Raw genomic sequence first — 23,303 nt, 5'->3', positions numbered from 1 at the left:
GCGGCGGGCCGCCCTACTTAGTTAGCCGATTTGGCAATTCTCACGGTCGAGCTGCGACACCAGCGCCAGGATCGTTTCTGAAACCGGGGTCGGCGTTGCCGTCAGGCGGCCCAGTGAAACGACCATTCCCACCAGCGGCGTAGTCTCGAGCGACTTTCCCGCCAAGAGGTCTTGGAGCATAGAGGTGCGAACGGGCCCGATCTGTCGGGCCTGTTCCAGTCGCTGCTCGACGGACATCCCGACATTCGCGCCGAGCGCCTCTCCGACCGCCTTTACCTCCTTCATGACCTTGCCGATCTGGTCGGTGATTGCCGCATCGGCCATCAGGTTGGACATCAAAGATCGCGTCAGCGCACTTATCGGGTTGAAGGAGGCGTTGCCCATCAGCTTGCTCCAGATGTCGTCGCGAATTCGGCTCGAGAGCTTCACGCCGATATCGGCGCGCTGCAGCAGCGCTTCGACGTTGCGCAAATCATTGCTGATGTCGCCGGAGGGCTCGCCGAGGATGAAATGCCCTTTGTTGCTGAGCCTGATCTCACCGGGCTTGCTGACTTCAGCGCCCTGATGGGCGACGCAGCCGATGACGCGTTCCGGGCCGACAAGTCGCCATAGTTTGCCGCCCTCATCGAGCTCATCGAACTGTAGTTCCGCATGCCCACTGTCCTGATCGCGATGAAAATACCACCACGGAATGCCGTTGAGGATCATCATCACGCGTGTGCCATCTTTCAGCAGAAGGCCGATTCCCTCTGCGGCGGCGCTGAGCTGGTGGCCCTTTAGCCCGGTGATGAGGAGATCCTGCGGCGGCAGTTCCCTCGGATTGTCGGTCGCCGTGAGGTTTATGGTGAGGGGTGCTTCTACGTCCGCCTCCATGAGACGCAATCCATCGCGTCGGATGGCGTCGAGATGAGCGCCGCGGGCAACGACCGAAACTGTCGCCTCTGCGCCGATTGAAGAGGCAAGCTTGGCAGCGATGGCGCCGCCGAGTGCACCGGCGCCGAAGATGCAGATATTTCTGAAGGACATGCGATGATCTTTCCGCGATTGGTGGTCGCGCTGAACTTAGGTCATCCCTTTCTCAAGGCGAGTGATATTTTGAAGCCGCCGAAAGGTTTTAGTGGCCGCTGCCGGGAATAAGTTCGTTCCGGCGAAGCTGGTCGATGGCCGCCACGGCATCTTCGGCAGACCAGCCCGCGCGGATGGCCGCAGCGATCATCCGGACTTCGGCCTCCTCTTCGATCTTGAGGAACAGTGGTTCTAAGGCCTCTTGAGCCGTAAGAATATGCTCGTTGGGAGGGGTAACTGAGTGGCGGGTGGCTGGCGTGATCATCTGCACGGTGCTCCTCTCTCTGACAGGGGATGATTCAAAATAAAGCGCGAATGCAAAAAAGGTTCCGGATAAAGTTTCAAGGACGCTTCATCTTGTTCTTTCGCCCCGGCTCTGCCTTGTTGCGCCACTACGCTAATGCTCGATTCGGCTCCATAAGAGGTGGAGCCACGACGAAAACGCACGAAGGAGATTGCGATGTCGAACGCCAAGAACGGAATTTCCGAAATGCGCCCCAGAATTACAGTAATTGGTGTCGGCGGCGGCGGCGGCAATGCCATCAACAACATGATAGCGGAAAATCTCGAAGGCGTCGATTTCATTGCGGCCAACACCGATGCACAGGTATTGGCGACCTCCAAGGCACCCCGCCGTATCCAGCTCGGCGCCCATGTGACCGAAGGGTTGGGCGCCGGCTCACTGCCGGAAGTCGGCCGCGCAGCTGCAGAAGAATCGATCGACGAGATCATGGACCATCTGGCCGGTTCCCACATGTGCTTCGTCACCGCAGGCATGGGCGGCGGCACCGGCACAGGTGCTGCACCTGTTATTGCCAAGGCTGCTCGCGACGCTGGCATCCTGACAGTCGGAGTCGTGACGAAGCCGTTCACGTTCGAAGGCAATCGCCGCATGAAGACCGCTGATGCCGGTATCGAGGCGCTTCGCGAGGCAGCCGATACGGTGATCGTCATCCCGAACCAGAACCTTTTTCGCATCGCCGATGCAAAGACCACCTTCGCCGATGCCTTCATGACCGCCGACCGCGTGCTTTATGCCGGTGTTGGCTGCATCACCGACCTGATTGTCAAGGAAGGCCTGATCAATCTCGATTTCGCTGACGTAAAGTCCGTCATGCGCGGCATGGGCCGGGCAATGATGGGCACCGGCGAGGCTTCGGGTGAGGGGCGCGCGATGAAGGCCGCGGAGGCTGCCATTGCCAACCCGCTGCTCGACGATATTTCCATGAAGGGTGCCAGGGGCGTGCTGATCTCGATTTCCGGCGGCTCCGACATGACGCTCTTCGAAGTGGACGAGGCGGCAAGCCGTATCCGCGACGAGGTCCAGGATGAAGCCGATATCGTTGTTGGAGCAATCTTTGATCGCAACCTGGACGGTAAGTTCCGCGTCTCCGTAGTGGCGACGGGCCTCGACGGCGTGGCCGCTGGAACGCAGGCCCGTCCTAGCGTCGCGCTCGGCCAGGACATCCACACGCGTACGCTCCAGTAAGTCTCCTATCGCCTGCGCGTCCGATCGGGCGCGCAGGCTTGTCCTGATCCACGCAGTTTTCGGCGTACTCATTCGCTGGAAATGTCAGGCGGCGGCCCTAAATCCGCTCTCGCCCATTCAGGCGTCCCCGACAGCATCAGGAAAATCATATGTCTCAGGACAAGTCTCCCGTCTGGCTCATCACCGGCTGCTCTACCGGCTTCGGCCGTGAGCTTGCGAAACTCACCATTGCCCGTGGCTGGCCGACGGTCGTGACGGCGCGCGACAAGGCGCGCGTTGCCGATCTGGCAACCGCTCATGAAGCGAACACGCTGGCGCTGGATCTCGATGTGACCGATCCGACTCAGGTCAAAGCGGCAGTCGCGGCCGCCGAGCAGCGTTTCGGCCGCATCGACGTGCTGGTCAACAATGCCGGCTATGGCTACCAGTCACCGGTAGAGGAGGCGGAAGAGCAGGAAATCCGCGATCAGTTCGAGGCGAACGTCTTTGGCCTGTTTGCGATAACCCGCGCTGTCCTGCCCGGTATGCGGCGGCGCCGGCATGGCCACATCATCAACATCACCTCGGTTGCCGGCTTTATCGGCTTTCCTGGCTCCGGCTTCTATGCCGCTAGCAAGCATGCGGTGGAGGGTTTTTCCGATGCACTCCACGCCGAGGGCAGGCCGCTCGGCATCAAGGTGACCTGCGTCGCGCCCGGTCCGTTCCGCACCGATTGGGCGGGCCGGTCACTCCGGCAGACGAAGAGCACAATTCCGGACTACGCGGAAACCGCGGCAGCCCGCATGCGGCAAACAGCTGAATACAGCGGCAAGCAAGCCGGCGATCCCGTGCGCGCTGGCGAGGCGATGATCCGGATCACGGAAGTGGAGAACCCACCGCGGCATCTCGTGCTTGGCGAACTTGGCTACAACAACGTCACCAACAAGCTGCGCGAACGGCTGGCGCAGATCGAGGAATGGCGCGAAACGAGCCTGGGAGCCGATTTCCCGAAAGAGTAAGGTCCTCAAGGCGTGCCAGAGCGCTCCGTCGAAGCACTGCGTCCGCGACGGGTGCATGACGTTACGCAACTGGTATGGTGGAGGAATATTGAATGGTGAAAATCGCCTATTGTATCGCCGGCGTGCTGATCCTTTTCGGGCTGGTCTGGATGGCGCAGGGTAGCGGCTATTTTCCCTACCCGGCGGAAAGCTTCATGATCAACCAGACGTCATGGGTCTATTGGGGCGCGCTGGCTGTCGTCGTCGGACTTGTTGTGATTGTGGTGACGAGGAACGCGCGGCACCGGTCGCACTGAATTCAGCGGCACGCGAACTGGCCCGGAGTGCAACATACGTCGTCAAGCGCGGCAGCCAACGACTGGGGCACCGAACGGATGGTCATGCAAGCGGCTTGCATGTCGTCACTGACTGGTGATTTCGGGGTGACTACTGCCGCCATAAAACAGTTCGCCGGCGAAAGAAGGCCCTAGCCATGTTTCCGCCGGCGAAGATTGTAACGAGTAAATAGCGGTTTATACGCGGCGCGCGCGAACGTCCGCCATGTCGGGCCGTGTGCCGTCAGGAGCGCGAAGGCCGTAATGCTTGCTTGCGAATACCCATTCCACATTCCCGGGTTCGAACGGGCGGCGCGGGTTTCTCAGTGCCATCCGGCGCTCGGAGAGGCTGCGCGGCAGGGTGTCGATCATATCATTGACGAAGGTTTCAACGCTGTCTTTCCAGCGAGGCGAGATCGAAACATCGACGCCGCCAAAGCGATGAAAGTCGGGATGTTTCCGGGAATAGCATGCGCCGAGCATCCACGCATGCTGCTGCTTCAAAAAGCGTTCTTTGATAGTCATTCCTAGTCTTTTTCCTTGGCGTCATCGACGACATCGGCCTCGGGGCGGTCGCCTCCGTTCGACCGTTCCGCTGTCCAGCTGCCGTCTGCACGCTGATATGTAATGTCCGCATCCTGGCCACCGAGCTTTTGTCGCTCCGCGGCATGTTTAGCCGCTGCCAATGCTTCTTCGTGAGTTGGGAAAGTTTCCGACCAGACATCGTCCAGGCGGTAGGCCCAGGCGCCATCATGTTCGGCGACGTGGTAGGTAATCGACATCGATCGTTCCTTCAAGGACTTTTCGCAGGAATTTGCGTAGAGGCTCCATGCAGATTGAAAGGCCGAAACGCGGCTCGCCATATGCTTGTTCCGTCGCGGTCTGGCCTGTGTGAGGCTGGATTCAAAGCGAATGGCGACCTTGCGCAAGCGCGGAACGCTTCATAGGCTTGGGGCGTTGATGGATTCGTTCAACGCCTCTTCATAGGAAACTCATGCGCGCTCAGTCGAAGCCGTTCGTCGTCGAAGTCAAATCCTCCCGCCGCCCAGAACGTCGCCAGTCAGCGTCGATCTGGGGCAACCTCGATCTTGCAGCCGTTGCCGAGGAGATTGCGGAAGAAATGCCGCAGCAATCTGCCGCGCTCGAGGAAACCGCCGAGGCGCGATAATTCGGCGATCCTAAGCCGGCAGAAATCGGTAGGAGGCATCCTTGCGCTCGGCATATCCGACGGCCGGATAGGTCCAGTGATAGCCGAGCATCTTGAGCTTTTCGCTCGCGGCGCGATCGAGCAGCATCTGGCGGTTTTTCAGCGCGATCTCAGGTTCGGTGTCGAAGCCGAAATGCCAGGCGGGATGCTCGAAGAAAATCACGTCGTTGGTACAGGCGTCGCCTGTGATCAGCAGGCCGCCGTCGCCCGCCAGTTCGATCGAGACATGGCCCGGCGTATGGCCGCGGGTTTCCAAAATCCGCATTCCGGGAATGATCTCCTGATCCGGGCGCAAGAGCGTCAGCCGGTCCTTGACCGCAAACAGGTCACGTTGCGCGCCTCGCGCAAAATCATGAAGCGCCGACGGCATGTGCATCTCAAAGTCCTTGTGGGTCCAGAAGTCCCACTCGGCTTCGCTGACAAAATACTGGGCGTTCGGATAAAGCACCTTTCCATCGGCTGTCGTCGTCGCACCGGAGTGGTCCGGATGGGCATGGGTGAAAACCACCTTGGTGATCGCTTCGGGCGCGATCCCAAGCGATTGCAGGTTTGCGGCCAATTTGCCCGCGCTGGCCTGGAAGCGGTTACCCGAGCCAGTGTCGATAAGGATCAGGTCGTCGCCATGGCGGATCAGCGGGATGTTGGCCTGGACCGGAGCGGCCGCCGAACTTCCGCCCAGCCGAGGCATGATCGCCTTGCGCTCTTCAGGCGTGGCGTCGGGCAACAAGATCTCGACTGGGAGCGTGAGAAAACCGTCGCTGACGACCGTGATGTCGAACGTGCCATGCTTGAAGCGGTGGAAGTCGGCTGCGACGGCGCTACGTGACGCGAGCATCGCTGCTGCCGCGGCCGTCAACTTCAGCAGATCGCGGCGGGACAAGCCGTCCGAAATGGTATCTCGCGTTATCACAAGCGCCTCCCTTGAAGAGAAAATATCCGGCGTGCCGCAGGCGGGGCGAAGAGGACCCGCCTACGAGTGTTGTCTTGCCTCCGTTCCATCAGAAGGCCGGCGGTCGAGCCAACATCTCAGTCCAGGAAGAATTCCAGCAGATCGGCGTTGATCACATCCGGATGCGTCGTGCACATGCCGTGCGGGAGGCCGGCATAGGTCTTCAGTATGCCGTGCTTCAAGAGCTTGACGGACAGCGGTGCGGAGTCGGCATAGGGAACGATCTGATCGTCGTCGCCGTGCATGACGAGCGTCGGCACCGTGATCTGCTTCAGATCCTCGGTGAAATCAGTTTCGGAGAAGGCCTTGATGCAATCGTAATGCGCCTTTGCACCACCCATCATGCCTTGCCGCCACCAGTTCTCGATAACACCCTGGCTGACCTTGGCACCCGGGCGGTTATAGCCATAGAACGGGCCTGCGGGCACGTCGAGGAAGAACTGCGCGCGGTTGGCGACGAGCGCGGCACGGAAACCATCGAAGACCTCGAGCGGCAGGCCACCGGGGTTCTTGTCCGACTTGACCATGATCGGCGGCACGGCGCCGATCAGCACCGCCTTGGCGACGCGTCCGGGCTTTGCGCGGGCGACGTAGTGGGCAACCTCACCGCCGCCGGTCGAATGGCCGACATGGATTGCATTCTTGAGATCGAGCGCATCTGTGAGGGCCGCGACGTCGGCGGCATAGGTGTCCATCTCGTTGCCCTGCCACGTCTGCCTGGAACGGCCATGGCCGCGCCGGTCGTGGGCAATCACGCGATAGCCCTTGTCCAGAAAGAACATCATCTGCGCGTCCCAATCGTCAGCGCTGAGCGGCCAGCCGTGATGGAAAACAATAGGCTGGGCGGTGGCTGGACCCCAATCCTTGTAGAAGATTTCGGTTCCGTCCGTGGTCTTGATGAATGGCATGATGAAGTCCTCTTTCTGGATGTGATTGCATTGGTGGTAAAGGCACGCAAGCATCCTGCCGGTGCCCATATTGTCGGGCGTCGGGCAAAGCCTGACTCGCGTCGCTGCCCCTCTACGTCCTCGTCATGACGCGACGTTAGCGGCGCTGCGAGCCAACGGTAATTTGACCAAAATCAAGAAGAAGGGAAGATGCCATGTTGAAGAATGGCAGTGATGCTTGCGTGTATAACACCCCTGTGGACGGATAGCGCCGGTAACGCGCCCGTACAGAAGCAACATCGGTTTCGAGGGCTGGTCTGGCGTGGAGCCCTCGAATTGGGCCTCAACATTAAGCTGGGCCCTGGTTATGCCGTTGCGCCTGGCGTTGACTTACTGAGGCGTTGGGCAGTTCGAGAGCAGGGTGATGCCGAACCTGGGGCAGGTCGCCCGCAGACGCTCAATTCCCTTCGCAGTCGGTGGCCCGAAGACTTCGTCACGTCCGTCTTCCTTGATAAACTGATCGAAGAGAGCAGGGGTGTCGATCAGGACGTGCCTGCAATGATTGTCGCTCGGGTTCATAAGCTGGTGCGGAATGCCGCGTGGGAAGAAGGCGCTTTCGCCGGCGGTCACTTGCCGAGGTTGCCGTTGATCACAGCAGAAGAGCGGCCAAGGGCCGCTCTTTGACTTTTGTCTTCGCGTCAAGTTCCCGACCTGGGTCGGACAACGTTCCGGCGGGTGAGGGGTGAAAGCTATCATCATCATCACCAACCGCCGGAATTGCCGGTTATCAGCTGCAGCCGCTCGTCGCGCCGCAGGTGTCGCACTTCTCGCAGGTGCCGTTGCGGACCATCGTGAAGTTCTGGCATTCGGAGCACATGTTGCCCGTGTAGCCCTGCATGATGGAGCGGGCGCGGCGTTCGGCTTCGACCTTCTTGGCCTCCGTCTTGGCCGATGCCGCGTCGGCGGCGGCCTTGTCGGAGAAGAGGGCGGTTGCCTGCTGCTGGGTCTCGGTTGCGATCTCCTCGGCCACTTCCTCGGCGATCTCTTCGGCCAGTTCCTTTGCCCGCTCCTCGTAGTCGCGCTTGAAGGCGACGATTTCAGAGGAGGAGACGGCAAGCGTCGGCTCGATCTTGCGGGCGGCAGCACCCGCAAAGGAGGTCACCGTGGCGCCGGAGGATGCGCGCGCCGGGGCCGCCGTCGCGGCACCCTTCGGCTCCCCGCCTGCCTGACGCTCGTTGCCCGTTACCAGGGTCGGCTTGTAGCCACGGGTCCAACCGGTCGAGACGAGGTTCGTCTTGCCTTCCTGGATCCCCTTGCCGAGCGCCGTGTTGGAGAAGTCGGACGTATCGACATGCGCCAGATCGTGGCGGCCGAGGTAGGAGACGGCGAGTTCGCGGAACACGTAGTCGAGGATCGACGTGGCGTTCTTGATCGCGTCGTTGCCGATGACGATGCCGGCCGGTTCGAACTTGGTGAAGGTGAAGGCCTCCACATACTCTTCGAGCGGCACGCCGTATTGCAGGCCGAGCGAGATGGCGATCGCGAAGTTGTTCATCATCGCACGGAAGGCCGCACCTTCCTTGTGCATGTCGATGAAGATCTCGCCGAGACGGCCGTCGCCGAATTCGCCGGTGCGCAGGTACACCTTGTGTCCGCCGACGGCGGCCTTCTGGGTGTAACCCTGGCGGCGGTTCGGGAGCTTCTCCCGCTCGCGGGTGACGCGTTCGACGACACGCTCGATGATCTTCTCGGTGATGGTGACGGCCTGGGCGGCGACCGGCTGCTGCAGCAGATCGTCCAGTGCGTCCTCATCGCTTTCGTCTTCGATCAGCGAGGCGTTCAGCGGCTGCGACAGCTTGGAGCCATCGCGGTAGAGAGCGTTTGCCTTCAGGCCGAGCTTCCAGGAGAGCATGTAGGCGCTCTTGCAATCGTCGACCGTCGCGTCGTTCGGCATGTTGATCGTCTTGGAGATCGCACCCGAGATGAACGGCTGGGCAGCAGCCATCATGCGGATGTGGCTGTCGACCGAGAGGTAACGCTTGCCGATCTTGCCGCAAGGGTTGGCGCAATCGAAGACGGCGAGGTGTTCGTTCTTCAGGAACGGTGCGCCTTCCAGCGTCATCGCGCCGCAGACGTGAACGTTGGCAGCTTCGATGTCCTTCTTGGCAAAGCCGAGGTGCTCGAGCAGGTTGAAGCTCATGTCGGCAAGCTGTTCGTCGGAAACCTTCAGCGTCGTCTTCAGGAAGTCGGCGCCGAGCGTCCACTGGTTGAAGACGAACTTGATGTCGAAGGCCGACTTCAGCGCGGCGTTGACGGCTTCCACCTTATCGTCGGTGAAGCCCTTGGCCTTCAGCGTCGAGGGGTTGATGGCCGGCGCCTGGTTCAGATTGCCGTGGCCGACAGCGTAGGCTTCGATCTCGGCGATCTGGCTCTCGGAGTAGCCGAGCGTGCGCAGGGCTTCCGGAACGGCGCGGTTGATGATCTTGAAGTAGCCGCCGCCGGCGAGCTTCTTGAATTTCACCAGTGCGAAGTCAGGCTCGATACCGGTTGTGTCGCAATCCATGACGAGGCCGATCGTGCCGGTCGGCGCGATGACGGTTGCCTGGGCGTTGCGGTAGCCGTGCTTTTCGCCGAGCTCGAGAGCCTTGTCCCAGGCGCTCTTGGCATGAGCCGCCAGATCCTGGTCGGGGTTCTCGGAGTGGACGAGCGCGACCGGGTTGATCGACAGGCCTTCATAGCCAGACGTCTCGCCGTAAGCGGCGCGGCGATGGTTGCGGATGACGCGCAGCATGTTTTCGCGGTTCGGCGCGAACATCGGGAACGGTCCGAGCTCGGAAGCGATCTCAGCCGAGGTGGCGTAGGAAATGCCGGTCATGATCGCGGTCAGGGAGCCGGCAATGGCACGGGCTTCGTCGCTGTCATAGGGAATGCCGGAAGACATCAGCAGGCCGCCGATGTTGGCGTAGCCGAGGCCGATCGTGCGATATTCGTAAGAGAGCTCGGCAATCCGCTTCGACGGGAACTGCGCCATCATCACGGAGATTTCGAGAACAACGCTCCACAGGCGAACCGCATGCTCGTAGTCTGATATGTTGATGCGCTTGGTGGCGGCATCCTTGAACTGCATGAGGTTCAGCGAGGCAAGGTTGCAGGCCGTGTCGTCGAGGAACATGTATTCCGAGCACGGGTTGGATGCGCGGATCGGGCCGGCAGCCGGGCTGGTATGCCAGTCGTTCATCGTCGTGTTGAAGTGCAGGCCCGGATCGGCCGATGCCCAGGCGGCGTAGGAGATCGACTCCCACAGGTCGCGCGCCTTCAAGGTCTTCATAACCTTGCCGTCCTTGCGGGCCTTCAGCTGCCAGTCGCTGTCGCTTTCAACGGCGCGCAGGAAGTCGTCCTTGATCGAGACCGAGTTGTTGGAGTTCTGGCCGGATACGGTAAGGTAAGCTTCGCTATCCCAGTCCGTGTCGTAGGTCTTGAACTCCATATCCTTGTAGCCCTGGCGGGCGAACTGGATGACGCGGCCGATGTAGTTCTCCGGAACCTGGTCCTTCTTGGCAGCGCGGATTTCGCGCTTCAGGGCAGGGTTCTTGTTCGGGTCGAAGCAATCGCCGTTGTCAGCCTCGCAGTTGACGCAAGCCTTCATGATTGCCTTGAGGTGCTTGGCGACAACTTTGGAACCGGTGACGAGGGCAGCAACCTTCTGCTCTTCCTTCACCTTCCAGTTGATATACTCTTCGATATCAGGATGGTCGATGTCGACGACCACCATCTTGGCCGCACGGCGCGTCGTGCCGCCCGACTTGATGGCGCCGGCAGCCCGATCGCCGATCTTCAGGAAGCTCATCAGGCCGGAAGAACGGCCGCCGCCGGACAGCTTTTCGCCTTCGCCACGCAGGTAGGAGAAATTGGAGCCGGTGCCGGAGCCGTACTTGAAGAGGCGTGCTTCGCGGACCCACAGGTCCATGATGCCGCCTTCGTTGACGAGATCGTCTTCAACGGACTGGATGAAGCAGGCGTGCGGCTGCGGATGTTCGTAAGCTGACTTCGACTTCGTCAGCTTGCCGGTGAAGGGGTCGACATAGAAGTGGCCCTGACCGGGGCCGTCGATGCCGTAGGCCCAGTGCATGCCGGTGTTGAACCACTGCGGGGAATTCGGGGCAACACGCTGGGTGGCAAGCATGTAGGCAAGTTCATCCTTGAAGGCTAGGGCGTCTTCCTCGGAGGAGAAATAGCCACCCTTCCAGCCCCAGTAGGTCCAGGTGCCGGCGAGACGGTCGAAGACCTGGCGCGCGTCGGTTTCGGAGCCGTACTGCTGGTCCTTCGCAATATCCTTCAGAGCTGCTTCATCGGCAACCGAACGCCACAGGAAGGAAGGAACCTCGTTTTCCTCGACCTTCTTCAGCTTGGCGGGAACGCCGGCCTTGCGGAAATACTTCTGCGCCAGGATGTCGGCGGCGACCTGGGAGAACTGCGCCGGAACGTCGATGTTCTCGAGGCGGAATACGATCGACCCGTCCGGGTTCTTGATCTCGCTCGTCGCCTTGCGGAATTCGATGTCCGCGTAAGCGCTCAGTCCTGCCTTCGTGAAACGGCGTTCTATGCGCATTTCTCTAACCTCTAGCTTGCGCGCCCCGTCCCCGTCGACCAAGGCGCAAGTTTCCACCTCCGGCCGCGCCGTGAGGAGCGCAGCCAGTTCTCGTTTCCGTACTATCACAGGAGTGTCATCCGGAGATGCTTCTCCCGTATCTTGTAGTGATCGTGGCTGCAAACACTAAATATAGTATTAACAGCTTATTATCGCCAGCCCCGGATGTCACTTTTCCGGAAGATAAAAATCGCGCACGAAACCCCTCATGGCGGTCGCCCTTCATGGACGCAACACCCTGATTCTACGCTCGATTTTTGGAGGGAACCGGCCTCGTTAATTCCGGTCCAACTGCCGTCGCAACATCGGAACCTATTAAGTTTGAATCGTGCGATTCCGTCAAGAGGTTGTTTTTAATGAAGCGTTCACCACAACATATTGTGGATCGGGCTGTGGAGAATGGGGAAAAGAAAGTCGTGCAAGAAATTCAATGGGTTGCGAGCTTTCGTCGTCCCGGAGCGTAAAAAATCTAAGAAAAGTTGCGACCGTGTTGATTTGGTTGCAGCTTTTGCCGGCCAAATGCGACAGCCGATTCGTTCATGTTAATTTCAATCACAATGCGTCGATCGCAATCGTCACCGTTGCGATGCCTATAGGCTGTCCGTTTTCATCATTGATGACGAAACTTGCCTGCGTTTCCAGCAATTGTGTCTGTTCATCGCGCTCGGCCCGATCAATGAATATGTCGTCGGACTGTCTTCCGAATGTTTTCAGGAACTTGTCTTCGTCGCCCTGCCAATAGTCGCTGGTTATCGTGCCCTGGCCGACATTGAGTCCGTGGCGATCGGTCACGAAGAATTCAACGATGGCGCCCTGCGAATCATCCTGCTTGGATTTGAGGTATCGCGACACCGGCTTGTTGAGCAGTTGCCTCACCATCTGCCAACCGCCGGCCAGAACTTCGGACCGATAGGTGTTATCCAGCACCTGGATGTCCATGTCGCTGATTTTGCTGAATTTGGTATTCTGAGCTTCGATCGCCTTCTTGACGATCGCGACATTCACCATCGGCTTGACTGTTGTCTCGACATATTTCCGAACGACGGACACATAGGCCGGCTCCGCCGAAGCGGTCAAATGCGAGAGACAGAGACACAAACCGAAAGCCGCCGCTATCTCGACATAGCCCCAACGCATCATATTCATTCCAAGGTCGCGCCCCGCGACTTAACCTCTAACGCAAGTCCGCAACGCGACAAGGGTGCCGCGCGGGAATTGCTTTGAAGGATAAGGTCAGCGCGGCCGACGCGATAGCGGAATCCGATGGGTTAGTTAAACAAAGATTGGTGCAATTTGAAATTGTCACCAATCTGTTTGGTTGCGCCGCGGATAGCGCTCAGCCGCGGCCGGCCTTGGAGATCGGTTCCTGATAGGTGAACCCCATGTCCCAGGGGAAGTAGATCCAGGTGTCCTGGCTGACTTCCGTAACGAACGTATCGATCGTCGGCACGCCCTGGGGCTTCGCGTAAACGCAGGCGAAGTGTGCCTTGGGCAAGATCGAGCGAACTTCGGAGGCGGTCTTGCCGGTATCGGTAAGATCGTCGATGACCAGGACGGATTCGCCTTGGTCGGCGGTCAGCTCCGGTGCAATGCCCTTCAGGAGCATCATTTCGCCCTGGTTCACGTAGTCGTGGTAGGAGGCGACGCAGACCGTTTCGATCAGCCGGATATTGAGTTCGCGCGAGATGATTGCCGCGGGTACGAGACCGCCGCGCGTGATGCAGACGATCGCCTTGAAATCGCGCTTGAGCCCGGCGAGACGCCAAGCGAGCGCGCGCGCGTCGCGGTGGAACTGGTCCCAGGAAACGGGAAAGGCTTTATCGGGAAGAGACATGGTGTGCTCCGCGGCATGAATGATGACACGCCGTTTGCCGGCGGCCGGACAAGGCATTCCGCGATCGGCCAAACGCAAATCGCGCAGCCGAGACTGCGCGATAGGAGGACCGAAGCCGGAGCTCGTCATCGGTCGCCGCAATTAACGGATTCCGGAGGCAAAACGCAAGCCCCTCGCGATTCTTATCGCGACAGCAGCGTCAAGGCCGTCATTGATTGCAGCAGCGTTCTCGTGGTGCCGCCGAAGATCAACTGCCAGAGACGCGAATGCGTGTAAGCGCCCATGACGAGCAGGTCGATGCTGCTGTCGGAGAGGCGGTTCTCGATGACAGCCGAGGCGGACTTGTCAACGCTTTGCGCAGTTGCCAGAGTTACCTTGACGCCGTGACGGGAAAGAGCCGCAGCAATGTCGGCGCCTGCGACGGCCGCAGACTGAAGTGCATTGTCGACGGGATCGACGGAGAAAATCTCGACTTCGGCGGCCGCCTTCAGGATGGGCAAGGCATCGAACGCCGCACGCGCGGCCTCCCTTGAGCCGTTCCATGCGACGAGGACACGCTTGATCGGTTTCGGCTGGCGCATCACAAAAGGAATCATCAAAACCGGGCGACCGCTTTCGAAGAGATAGTTGTCGATGTCTACGTGACTGTCGGACGGCTTCAACGGATCGGCCTGTGAGGCGATGAGCAAGTCGGCGCTTCGGGCGCTTTCGATCAGCGGCGCCGAGCCGTAGCCGGTGGATGAGGCGAAGCTGCGCCATTCATGGGAAACGCCTTCAGCCTGCGCCTTCCTGCGGAAGATGCGTTCGATTTCGAGCGTTTGCGCGCGCGCCATGTCCTGCAGCGCCTGCACGGCGACGGGGTCGGGTATCTCCATCGGTGCTACGAGCGGCACGACCGCGACGGTTTCCGCATGAAGTCCGATAACGTAGGCATTGGTCTGTGCGGCAATGGCAAACGCAAAATCGGCCACGGCTGTCGCGTTATCGACGGTATCGAGAATGGCAAGTATGGTTTTGTAAGACATCAGCAATTCTCCTTACGCGGATGAAATCGACTAATTTTCAACGAGAATGCGCCGGCGAGGGCGCCGCTTCTTTGATGCATATCAACGGCGAACCGGGATCACCTCGATGCTACGCCTCTGCCGAGCGGTTTTCAGCCACCTCCTTTGATTGGCGGATGGTCTCGATCATAGCGCGCACATCATCTCCCGCTGCATCGACCGCATCCTGTGAGCGTCCGCGGACGACGATTTCCGTTGAGAACGCCTGGCCAATATAGCGGGGATAGGAGCCGATGCTCGTCTCCGGATGAGCTTTCTGGATCGCAGCAAGCGGTGTACCGATGTCGCCTTCACCATAAGGGCAGGAGATACCGAGCGAGAGCACTCGCGTGCCGGTCCGCAATGTCGGGATGACCGCGTCGACCATGGCCTGGAAGACCTGCGGCACGCCGGCCATGACATGAACATTGCCGATCACGAACCCGGGCGCGGTCGAGACCGGGTTGGGGATATGGCGCGCCCCTTTGGGCATGCGAGCCATTCTCTTTCTGGCCTCCGTAAATTCGAGCCCGCGGCGCGCGTACATCTCGCCGAGCAGGGTCATTGCGTCAGCATCGTATTCGCAGGGCAGCCCGAACGCTGCGGATACGGCATCGGCGGTGATGTCGTCATGGGTCGGTCCGATACCTCCCGAGGTGAAGATATAATCGTACTTTGCGCGCAACGCATTGAGAGCCTCGACGATGGCATTCTCCTCGTCACCGACGATGCGCACTTCCTTGAGGTCGATGCCGGAAAGCGTCAGCATGTCAGCCAGGTGGCCGATATTCTTGTCCTTGGTGCGGCCGGATAAGAGTTCGTCGCCAATGGCAAGCATGGCGGCGGTGACAATCGTCTCATTGGTCATTGGAAATTTCCGAACATTTGCGTTCCCACATAGGTAGCGCCCTTCGCCTGTCTTGCAAACCGTGTCGCCGCCGCCAACTTGGGAAATGGCTGCAAGCAAGTTTTCGTCTATGACCATTGAACAGTGCGTTCTGCCGCGTGGGGCTATGTTCGACACACACCGCTGCTACAACTCCGCACGTTCACGAATTCAAACGCAATTGATGGAGTTAGATAAATGGCTAAGGTACTCGTGCTCTACTACTCGGCTTACGGCCACATCGAAACCATGGCATACGCCGTCGCCGAAGGCGCAAGGTCGGTCGGCGCGGACGTCACCGTCAAGCGCGTTCCGGAACTGGTTCCTGCTGAGGTTGCCAAGGCGTCGCACTACAAGATGGACCAGTCTGCCCCGATCGCCACGGTCGACGAACTTGCCGATTACGACGCGATCATCGTCGGTGCGGGTACGCGCTTCGGAACCGTTGCTTCGCAGATGCGCAATTTCTGGGATCAGACGGGCGGCCTCTGGTTCGCCGGCAAGCTGGTCGGGAAGGTAGGCTCTGTGTTCACGTCCTCGGCCACGCAGCACGGCGGCCAGGAATCCACCATCCTCGGCTTCATCCCCACTTTCCTGCACCAGGGCATGGTCGTTGCCGGTCTTCCCTATGCTTTCCAGGGCCAGATGGGTGTTGATGAAATCAAGGGCGGTTCGCCCTACGGCGCATCCACCATCACGGATGGCGATGGATCCCGCCAGCCTTCAGCGATCGAGCTTGAGGCAGCCAAGTATCAGGGCGCTCACGTCGCCAAGATCGCTGCAAAGCTCGGCTAAATCAGTCCTCACTAGCAGGCGCGGCCATTGGGTCACGCCTGCTTATACCGGGCAACGAACTTGCCAATTCAGCCGTAGAGGTTGTGCAGCTTTGCTGCGAAGAAAAGAAGCGGTATTCCGACGACCGCAATCGCGATCATGAACGCCGTTCCTGCCCTGAACAATTTGAGACGTCGCGCTCTTGTGCCATCCCAATCGTAAACCATTGCCATACTCCCACAAGACTAGCTTACAACTATGCGCAGCCCCAACCGCGGTCCTTCTGGCGCGCGCATACAAGCACATTCGCAAGAGATTATAAAGGCCAAGGGACGTTGCCGTCGGAAGTCGGTGCCCTCGGGCATGATAGTGCGAGCGACGGGATCGAAGCCACGTGCCCTATAGCAAAGGTCAGGCCAGCCGCACTTGAGTGTTTCACGGTGAGGGACCTCAGTCATCTGTTTTCGCTATGACCTCAAAAAATCTATCTATTTGATGAATGTCAATTTTGTTTCTAGGGTCCTTCCAACATCGGATGGTTCTTTCGAGTGAGGACGCGCGAGTGGTTCGGGCGATGAAAGAGCAACCGGTGCCTATCGGAGGATGATCGGCAAAATCTGGAATAACTGCCGCTGGAGCGTTGCTTCGGCGAACGGGTTTCCATTGCCTGCAGCTTTCATCTGAAGCGACATCGGCATTTTCCAATCCTGTTGGACGATGCCCTATTCGAACTTTGCCGGGTTTCCCGGCCAGGACATTTGGAGTCGACTATGGAAGTCACGATTGTTGGTGGTGGGATCGGGGGGCTGACGCTTGCTCTGATGCTGCACGAAAAGGGAATCCCATCCCGTGTTTACGAGGCCGCGCCCGAGCTGAAGGCGCTCGGCGTCGGCATCAATCTTCTGCCGCATGCCTCCCGCGAACTATGCCAGCTCGGCCTCGAGGAAGAGCTTGCGAAGGTCGCCATCACGACCCGCGAGTCCGGTTTCTACAACCGCCATGGCCAGCATATCTTCACCGAGCCGACGGGTCGCCATGCCGGCTACGAATGGCCGCAATTCTCCATCCATCGCGGCGACCTGCACATGGTCCTCGTCGAGGCCTTCAAGCAGCGCATCGGCGCTGACCGCCTGATGACCGGCTGGTCCTGCACCGGCTTCGACCAGGACGACAGCGGCGTAACCCTGCATTTCGTCGATCCGCGCGACGGTTCCGCCCGGCCTTCCGTCAAGGCCGAAATGGTTGTCAGTGCCGAGGGAATCCACTCCAGGATCCGCAAGCAGCTCTATCCGAACGAAGGCCCGCCGCGGTATTCCGGCATCAACATGTGGCGCGGCGTCACGCGCTGGAAGCCGTTCTTGACCGGCGCCAGCATGGTGCGCGTCGGCTGGCTTAACACCGCCAAGGTGCTGATCTACCCGATCCGCGACAATATCGACGCCGAAGGCAACCAGCTCATCAATTGGGTCGTCGACATCGAGACCGACAAGTACAAGTCGCAGCGCGACTGGAACAAGCCGGGCCGCCTCGAAGACTTCTTCGACGTCGTCAAGGACTGGAAATTCGACTGGCTCGATTGCCCGGCGATGTTCAAGGCCGCCGATGCGATCCTCGAATATCCAATGGTCGACCAGGACCCGCTGGACCAGTGGACCTTCGGTCGCCTGACGTTGCTCGGCGATGCCGCCCATCCGATGTATCCGCGCGGCGCGAATGGCTCGGCCCAGGCGATCCTCGATTGCCGCGCGCTGACCGACGCGCTCGTCCGTGAAGGCGATCCGATCAAGGCCATGCATGCCTATGAGGCGATCCGCCGCCCGGCAACCGCCAAGGTCGTGCTGACAAATCGCGCCAATCCGCCGGATGCGATCCTGCGCGAAGTCTTCTTGCGCACCGAGGACAAGCCGTTCGATCATATTGACGACGTCATTAGCCGTGAAGATCTCGAGCAGCTCTCCACAAACTATCAGCGCATTGCCGGTTATCATAAGGATAACCTCGCTGTACCGGCCGGGTCCTGACGGACCCGGAGGAAAGACGTCGGTTGGGAGGCCTTCATGTCATTGCAGGAAAGTACTTACGCCAAGATCGCGCAAAACCATGGACCCCTTGCGAGGATCAACGCGAAATGGCTGGTCATCGCGGCCGTGATCCTCGCCGTCGCGTGGCTCGCCCTCGTGCCGCTCGTCTTTCTGATCTGGCAGAGCTTCATGACCCCGGCGGCAGGCGATGTGCCTGCCGTCTTCACCCTCGATAATTACACAAAGGCCTTCAGCGACAGCCGCATCCTGCCGCTGTTCCGCAATTCGGTGATTTTCGCGACCGGCACAGCCTGTCTGTCGCTGACGATCGGCACGCTCTTCGCGTGGCTGAACGAGCGAACGAACACACCCTTCAAGATGCTCTTCTATGCGGCTTCGATCGTGCCGCTCGTCATCCCGTCGATCCTCTTCACCGTCTCCTGGATCATGATGGCGAGCCCGCAGATCGGCCTCTTCAATCTTGTCCTGAAAAATACCTTCGGCATCGCCGGACCTGTCTTCAACATTTACTCGATGGGCGGGATGATCTGGGTCGAGGGCCTGCACTATTCGCCGGTCGCCTTCCTGCTGATGTCGGCGGCCTTCCGCGCCATGGACCCGTCGCTCGAGGAATCGGCGCTGATGTCCGGTGCTTCGATCTGGCAGATCCTCTTCCGGATCACGCTGAGGCTTGTCTGGCCGGCGCTGGTCGCAGCCTTCTTCATCATGTTCACGCGCTCGATCGAATCTTTCGAGGTCCCTGCGCTGCTCGGCACGCCTGTCGGCATCGAGGTCTTCACGTCGTCGATCTATGACGCGATCCGCGAATATCCGAGCAATGTCGGCCTCGCTTCGGCCTATGCGATCCTTCTTCTGGTGATTGCCTCCTTCGGCATTTATTTCCAGTCGCGACTGTCGACCAAGGGCAGCAAATATTCGACCGTCACCGGAAAGGGTTTTCGCCCGCGGCCGTTCGATCTTGGCCCGTGGCGCGTTCCTGCCGCCGTCCTGATCGTCGTCTACATGGTGCTGGTGATTATCCTGCCGTTCCTGGTGCTTCTCTGGTCGTCCCTGAACAAATATTACAGCGTGCCCTCCTGGAGCGCGATGCACCGGCTTTCCTTGAATGCCTATGTGACCGTCATCAACTATCCGGCCGTCGGCCAGGCGGTCTGGAACAGTGCGATCCTTGCCTTCAGCGCGGCGACCGGCCTGATGCTGTTGACAGCCGTGATCTCATGGATCGTCATTCGCACCAAGCTGCCGGGCCGCTGGCTGCTCGACAACCTTGCCTCGCTGCCGATGGTCTTCCCCGGTCTCGTGCTCGGCCTGTCGATCATGATTTTCTATCTTTATCTGGATATCGGCGTGTACGGCACGACCTGGATCATCCTGATCGCCTATCTCACCCGCTTCATGCCCTACGGCATCCGCTACAACACAACGTCGATGCTGCAGATCCACAAGGATCTTGAGGAATCCGCCGCCATGAGCGGTGCCTCCTGGGGCCAGAGCTTCTGGCGCATCGTCTTACCGCTCCTGAAGCCAGGCCTGGTGGCGGGCTGGATCTACATCGTAGTCGTCTCGATCCGTGAACTGTCGAGCTCGGTCCTTCTCTACAGCCCCGGCTCTGAGGTGGTCTCGGTGGTGATCTGGGAGCTCTGGCAGAACGGCCAGTATGTCGAACTCTCGGCCTTCGGCGTGATGATGATCCTGGTGTTGTTCACGATCGTCATGCTGGCCCAGTGGGTCGGCAAACGCTTCGGCGTCAAGGAGGCTTGAGGAGAAGCCTCGAGGATTGGCATGGGAGGACAAAATGCCTGAATTCATGAAGAATGTGCAGCGGCTCTGGCGCTGTGGGATGCTATTGGGAACCATTGCTGCGGCCGCCTTGGCCACTGGGGCCCACGCCCAGTCCAGCATCGACCAGATCGCCGGCTATACCGGCGCCGATCGGATGGACAAGCTGGTCGCCGCCGCAAAGCAGGAGGGCGCTCTAACGCTCTACACCGTCACCCCCGTCGAGGATGTGACCGTCATTACCAAGGCATTCGAAGCCAAGTACGGCATACCGGTGACCTTGTGGCGTGGCAGTTCCGAAGACGTCCTGCGGCGTGCCGTCGGCGAGTTGAAGGCCGGACGTCATGATGTTGATGTTATCGAGACGAACGGACCGGAACTCGAGGCGCTTCATCGTGAAAAGCTACTGCAACCGATCCAGTCGCCGCTCTTTGCGGACATCTTTCGGGATGCCGTCCCGCCTCATCACGAGTGGATCGGCAGCCGGCTGAACATCATCACCGCGGCCTACAACACGAATGCAGTCAGCGAAGCGGACCTTCCGAAGACATGGGAGGAACTGCTTGATCCGAAATGGGCCGGCAAGCTCGGCGTCGAGGCCGTTGCCTATGACTGGCTCGCGACGGCCGCCGGAACCTTTCCGTCCAAAGAAAAGGGGATGGAATTCTTCCGCAAGCTATCGCAGACCGATCATCCGGGGCTCTACAACGGCCATCCCCTGCTGACCAATCTCGTTGTTTCCAGCGAGGTGCCGCTCGGCCTGACGGTCTATCTCTACAAGGTCGCGCAAATGGAAAAGGACGGTGCTCCGATCAAGCGGTTCATGATCGGCCCGGCTATTGCCCGCATCAATGGCCTTGGCGTGGCGCGGACAGCGCCCCATCCAAATGCCGCGATCCTGTATCAGGATTTCACCCTCACTGAAGGACAGAAGATCCTGGCGGAGAGACAGTTTACGCCGACCAATATCAAGATCGCGCCGCTGCCTGAAGGCATGCAGGTCAAGGTGATCAATCCGGATGCCGCCCTTGATAACCTGGGCGATTGGCGCGGCGAATTCGAAAAGACGTTCAAGTAATTCCATCGGCGATCAAACCGAATACTCGGGAGGAGAAAATGTTGCGATCGTTTAAAATGACTTCGGCCATCCGCTTGCTTGGCGGAATGGCGCTGCTGGGAGCCGTTGCCACAGGCTCTGCTTATGCGCAGTCGAGCCTTGCTGACCTCGCCAATTACAACGGCCCCGACCGCTTGGAGAAGCTAGCGGAGGCGGCCAAGGCGGAAGGCGAGCTGACGCTCTATACGGCAACGCCGGTCGAGGACGTCGCCGCCATCACCGATGCCTTCACCGCCAAATACGGTATCAAGGTCACCACCTGGCGTGGCAGCTCGGAGGACGTGCTGCGCCGTGCCGTCACCGAGATCAAGGCCGGTCGCTATGATGCCGACATCATCGAGACGAACGGGCCGGAACTCGAGGCCCTGCATCGCGAGAAGGTTTTCGAGCCGGTCAATTCGGCCACCATGGCCGATATCTTCCCGCAGGCCGTCCCTGCCCACAAGGAGTGGGTCGGCAGCCGCCTGAACATCATCACTGCCTCCTACAACACGCAGCTCGTTTCCGACGCCGACGTGCCGAAGAGCTGGGATGATCTGCTCGATCCCAAGTGGTCCGGCAAGATCGGTCTCGAAGCCGAAGCCTATGACTGGCTGGCGACGATCGACCAGAGCTTCCCGAGCGAGCAGCAGGGTCTAGACTTCTTCCAGAAGCTGGCCAAGACCAACGGCATTTCGCTCCGCAAGGGTCATACGCTGCTGACCAACCTTGTCGTCTCCGGCGAAGTGCCGGTGTCGCTGACGAACTACCTCTACAAGGTCGACCAGATGAACAAGGACGGCGCGCCGATCCAGAAGCTGCAGCTCGGTCCCTCCGTCGCCCGCGTCAACGGCCTCGGTGTTGCCAAGACGGCGACGCATCCCGCCGCCGCGCTGCTCTTCCAGGAATTCACGCTGACCGACGGCCAGAAGATTCTCGCCGATCGCGGCTTCACGCCCGCGAATGTTAAGCTGGTGCCGCTGCCGGAAGGCCTGAACGTCCAGGTCGTCGATGGGGCGAAGATGCTGGATCAGCTTGCCAAGTGGCGCGATACCTTCAATGCGACTGTAAAATGAACGGGCAGGGCGCCCCTCGTCCGAACGTGGGGGCGCCAGCCTGATAGAAATTATCGGATCGATGATCCGACCGGCAGGGAATGTGAGGAGAATACCATGCTGAGTGTGCAGGGTCTGAGCACGGAATATGCGGATGGCAAGGGCAAGGTCGTCAAGGCCGCCCAGGACGTGTCCTTCGAGGTGCCGCAGGGCAAGCTCTTTACGCTGCTCGGTCCCTCGGGCTGCGGCAAGACCACGACCCTGCGTTCGATCGCGGGCCTCGAACGTCCCGTCAAGGGCGCGATCACCGTCGATGGCAAGCCGGTCTTCGCCGCCGGCAAGGGCATCTTCGTGGCGCCCAATCATCGCAATTTCGGCATGGTCTTCCAGAGCTACGCCATCTGGCCGCATATGAGCGTCTTCGAGAACGCCGCCTTCCCATTGCACGTCGGCAAGACGAAATTCTCCAAGAAGCAGATCGAGGAGAAAGTCGAACGCGTGCTGAAAGCCGTCGCTCTTGGCGACTACGCCGGCCGCGAAGCGACCAGGCTTTCGGGCGGTCAGCAGCAGCGCCTGGCGCTCGCCCGCGCCCTGATCATGGAGCCGCGCCTGCTGCTTCTCGACGAGCCGCTGTCGAACCTCGACGCCAAGCTGCGCGAGATGATGCGCTTCGAGCTGAAGCGGCTGCAGCGCGAGCTCAACCTGACGACGCTCTATGTCACCCACGATCAGCAGGAGGCCCTGGCGCTGTCGCACCAGATCGCTGTGATGAATGCCGGTCAGGTCGTCCAGCTCGGCACGCCGCGCGAAATCTACGAGGCGCCCGCCGCCCGCTTCGTCGCCGACTTCATCGGCTCCAGCAACTTCCTCGAAGGCAAGGTGCTCGGCCGCGGTCAGGAGAGCGGCAGCTGGGCCGTCGAGACGCCGGCCGGCAAGATCGACGTCAGCGCCGAAGAGGCGCTTGACCTCAAGGACAATCTGACGGTCGCCGTGCGCCCGGAGAACATCCACCTCGTCGAGCCGGGCAACGGCGAGAGCCTTTCCGGCAATGTCCTCGACGGCATCGTCGACAGCAAGGTCTTCCTCGGCGAATGCGTAGACTACATCGTCAATGTCGGCAAGGCGAAGCTTCTGGCGCGCGTCCATCCGAGCGTCAGGACGCCGATCGGCGGGCGGATCCTCGTCAATATCAAGCCCGCGAAAGTCAACGTTATCCTGCGCTGAATGCCAGCGCCTG

At 60.1% G+C, this 23,303-nt stretch carries 23 protein-coding genes; 10 read left to right on the top strand and 13 right to left on the bottom strand.

Annotation, left to right across the window (positions count from 1 at the left end):
* Positions 1 to 21: 21 nt before the first annotated feature.
* The gene (locus IB248_RS09645; RefSeq protein ID WP_018856998.1) at positions 22 to 1,026 is read right to left on the bottom strand and encodes a 2-dehydropantoate 2-reductase; all 1,005 of its coding nucleotides are present in this window, start codon (positions 1,024 to 1,026) and stop codon (positions 22 to 24) included.
* A gap of 88 nt (positions 1,027 to 1,114) precedes the next feature.
* Entirely contained in the window at positions 1,115 to 1,330 is a 216-nt protein-coding gene (locus tag IB248_RS09640) for a hypothetical protein (protein ID WP_029792471.1), read from the bottom strand.
* Positions 1,331 to 1,525: 195 nt separating this feature from the next.
* Here IB248_RS09640 and ftsZ point away from each other — a divergent pair, with 195 nt between their 5' ends.
* The 3 genes from ftsZ to IB248_RS09625 all read left to right on the top strand — a co-directional run bounded on the left by ftsZ (position 1,526) and on the right by IB248_RS09625 (position 3,848).
* Positions 1,526 to 2,554, top strand: coding sequence for a cell division protein FtsZ (gene ftsZ, locus IB248_RS09635; protein ID WP_018856996.1), 1,029 nt, complete (start codon positions 1,526 to 1,528; stop codon positions 2,552 to 2,554).
* Positions 2,555 to 2,703: 149 nt separating this feature from the next.
* Positions 2,704 to 3,552, top strand: a complete 849-nt coding sequence (locus IB248_RS09630; protein WP_018856995.1) for an oxidoreductase — start codon at positions 2,704 to 2,706, stop codon at positions 3,550 to 3,552.
* A gap of 92 nt (positions 3,553 to 3,644) precedes the next feature.
* Positions 3,645 to 3,848 (top strand): hypothetical protein, encoded by a 204-nt coding sequence (locus tag IB248_RS09625; protein WP_029792467.1) that lies wholly within the window; start codon positions 3,645 to 3,647, stop codon positions 3,846 to 3,848.
* A gap of 216 nt (positions 3,849 to 4,064) precedes the next feature.
* Here the strand turns inward: IB248_RS09625 and IB248_RS09620 are convergent, their stop codons facing one another.
* Together IB248_RS09620 and IB248_RS09615 are read right to left on the bottom strand one after the other, a co-directional pair.
* On the bottom strand, positions 4,065 to 4,391 hold the full coding sequence (locus tag IB248_RS09620; protein WP_018856993.1) for a hypothetical protein: 327 nt from the start codon (positions 4,389 to 4,391) through the stop codon (positions 4,065 to 4,067).
* Between the two features lie 2 nt (positions 4,392 to 4,393).
* Positions 4,394 to 4,648, bottom strand: coding sequence for a DUF2188 domain-containing protein (locus IB248_RS09615; protein WP_026371762.1), 255 nt, complete (start codon positions 4,646 to 4,648; stop codon positions 4,394 to 4,396).
* Between the two features lie 212 nt (positions 4,649 to 4,860).
* Between IB248_RS09615 and IB248_RS09610 the strand changes: the two genes are divergently transcribed.
* Positions 4,861 to 5,034 carry a hypothetical protein gene (locus IB248_RS09610; protein WP_018856991.1) on the top strand — a complete coding sequence of 58 codons (174 nt, stop codon included), beginning with the start codon at positions 4,861 to 4,863 and terminating at the stop codon, positions 5,032 to 5,034.
* 10 nt (positions 5,035 to 5,044) lie between these two features.
* On the opposite strand, the gene IB248_RS09605 is transcribed toward IB248_RS09610, so the two are convergent.
* From IB248_RS09605 to IB248_RS09570, 8 genes are all read right to left on the bottom strand, one after another.
* Positions 5,045 to 5,908 (bottom strand): MBL fold metallo-hydrolase, encoded by an 864-nt coding sequence (locus IB248_RS09605; RefSeq protein ID WP_083929854.1) that lies wholly within the window; start codon positions 5,906 to 5,908, stop codon positions 5,045 to 5,047.
* 191 nt (positions 5,909 to 6,099) lie between these two features.
* Positions 6,100 to 6,930: an alpha/beta hydrolase gene (locus IB248_RS09600; protein ID WP_029792462.1), complete on the bottom strand. Its 831-nt coding sequence runs from the start codon at positions 6,928 to 6,930 to the stop codon at positions 6,100 to 6,102.
* A 369-nt stretch (positions 6,931 to 7,299) separates the two neighbouring features.
* Positions 7,300 to 7,539 (bottom strand): hypothetical protein, encoded by a 240-nt coding sequence (locus tag IB248_RS09595; protein WP_169681820.1) that lies wholly within the window; start codon positions 7,537 to 7,539, stop codon positions 7,300 to 7,302.
* A gap of 157 nt (positions 7,540 to 7,696) precedes the next feature.
* Positions 7,697 to 11,518, bottom strand: coding sequence for a vitamin B12-dependent ribonucleotide reductase (locus IB248_RS09590; protein ID WP_113470102.1), 3,822 nt, complete (start codon positions 11,516 to 11,518; stop codon positions 7,697 to 7,699).
* Positions 11,519 to 12,109: 591 nt separating this feature from the next.
* Entirely contained in the window at positions 12,110 to 12,697 is a 588-nt protein-coding gene (locus IB248_RS09585) for a hypothetical protein (protein WP_018856986.1), read from the bottom strand.
* 196 nt (positions 12,698 to 12,893) lie between these two features.
* Positions 12,894 to 13,391, bottom strand: coding sequence for a xanthine phosphoribosyltransferase (gene gpt / locus IB248_RS09580; RefSeq protein WP_025659992.1), 498 nt, complete (start codon positions 13,389 to 13,391; stop codon positions 12,894 to 12,896).
* A gap of 182 nt (positions 13,392 to 13,573) precedes the next feature.
* Positions 13,574 to 14,416, bottom strand: a complete 843-nt coding sequence (locus IB248_RS09575; RefSeq protein WP_018856984.1) for a universal stress protein — start codon at positions 14,414 to 14,416, stop codon at positions 13,574 to 13,576.
* 109 nt (positions 14,417 to 14,525) lie between these two features.
* Complete coding sequence (locus IB248_RS09570) at positions 14,526 to 15,302, bottom strand: competence/damage-inducible protein A (RefSeq protein WP_018856983.1); 777 nt, start codon at positions 15,300 to 15,302, stop codon at positions 14,526 to 14,528.
* 216 nt (positions 15,303 to 15,518) lie between these two features.
* Between IB248_RS09570 and wrbA the strand changes: the two genes are divergently transcribed.
* Complete coding sequence (gene wrbA / locus IB248_RS09565; RefSeq protein ID WP_029792716.1) at positions 15,519 to 16,115, top strand: NAD(P)H:quinone oxidoreductase type IV; 597 nt, start codon at positions 15,519 to 15,521, stop codon at positions 16,113 to 16,115.
* Between the two features lie 68 nt (positions 16,116 to 16,183).
* Here the strand turns inward: wrbA and IB248_RS09560 are convergent, their stop codons facing one another.
* Entirely contained in the window at positions 16,184 to 16,321 is a 138-nt protein-coding gene (locus IB248_RS09560) for a hypothetical protein (protein WP_018856981.1), read from the bottom strand.
* A 543-nt stretch (positions 16,322 to 16,864) separates the two neighbouring features.
* Between IB248_RS09560 and IB248_RS09555 the strand changes: the two genes are divergently transcribed.
* From IB248_RS09555 to IB248_RS09535, 5 genes are all read left to right on the top strand, one after another.
* The gene (locus tag IB248_RS09555) at positions 16,865 to 18,115 is read left to right on the top strand and encodes a flavin-dependent oxidoreductase (protein WP_018856979.1); all 1,251 of its coding nucleotides are present in this window, start codon (positions 16,865 to 16,867) and stop codon (positions 18,113 to 18,115) included.
* A gap of 36 nt (positions 18,116 to 18,151) precedes the next feature.
* Positions 18,152 to 19,897, top strand: a complete 1,746-nt coding sequence (locus tag IB248_RS09550; RefSeq protein WP_029792490.1) for an iron ABC transporter permease — start codon at positions 18,152 to 18,154, stop codon at positions 19,895 to 19,897.
* 34 nt (positions 19,898 to 19,931) lie between these two features.
* Positions 19,932 to 20,993 (top strand): extracellular solute-binding protein, encoded by a 1,062-nt coding sequence (locus IB248_RS09545; RefSeq protein ID WP_049809236.1) that lies wholly within the window; start codon positions 19,932 to 19,934, stop codon positions 20,991 to 20,993.
* 38 nt (positions 20,994 to 21,031) lie between these two features.
* Positions 21,032 to 22,087 (top strand): extracellular solute-binding protein, encoded by a 1,056-nt coding sequence (locus IB248_RS09540; RefSeq protein WP_246733654.1) that lies wholly within the window; start codon positions 21,032 to 21,034, stop codon positions 22,085 to 22,087.
* A 96-nt stretch (positions 22,088 to 22,183) separates the two neighbouring features.
* On the top strand, positions 22,184 to 23,290 hold the full coding sequence (locus IB248_RS09535) for an ABC transporter ATP-binding protein (protein WP_018856975.1): 1,107 nt from the start codon (positions 22,184 to 22,186) through the stop codon (positions 23,288 to 23,290).
* Positions 23,291 to 23,303 lie beyond the last annotated feature (13 nt).

Origin of the sequence: Rhizobium sp. RHZ01 (assembly GCF_014851595.1) — a bacterium.
Classification (GTDB): Bacteria; Pseudomonadota; Alphaproteobacteria; order Rhizobiales; family Rhizobiaceae; genus Rhizobium; species Rhizobium altiplani.
The sequence above is the reverse complement of the archived record's forward strand: the minus strand, read 5'-3'. Positions and strand labels throughout refer to the sequence as shown.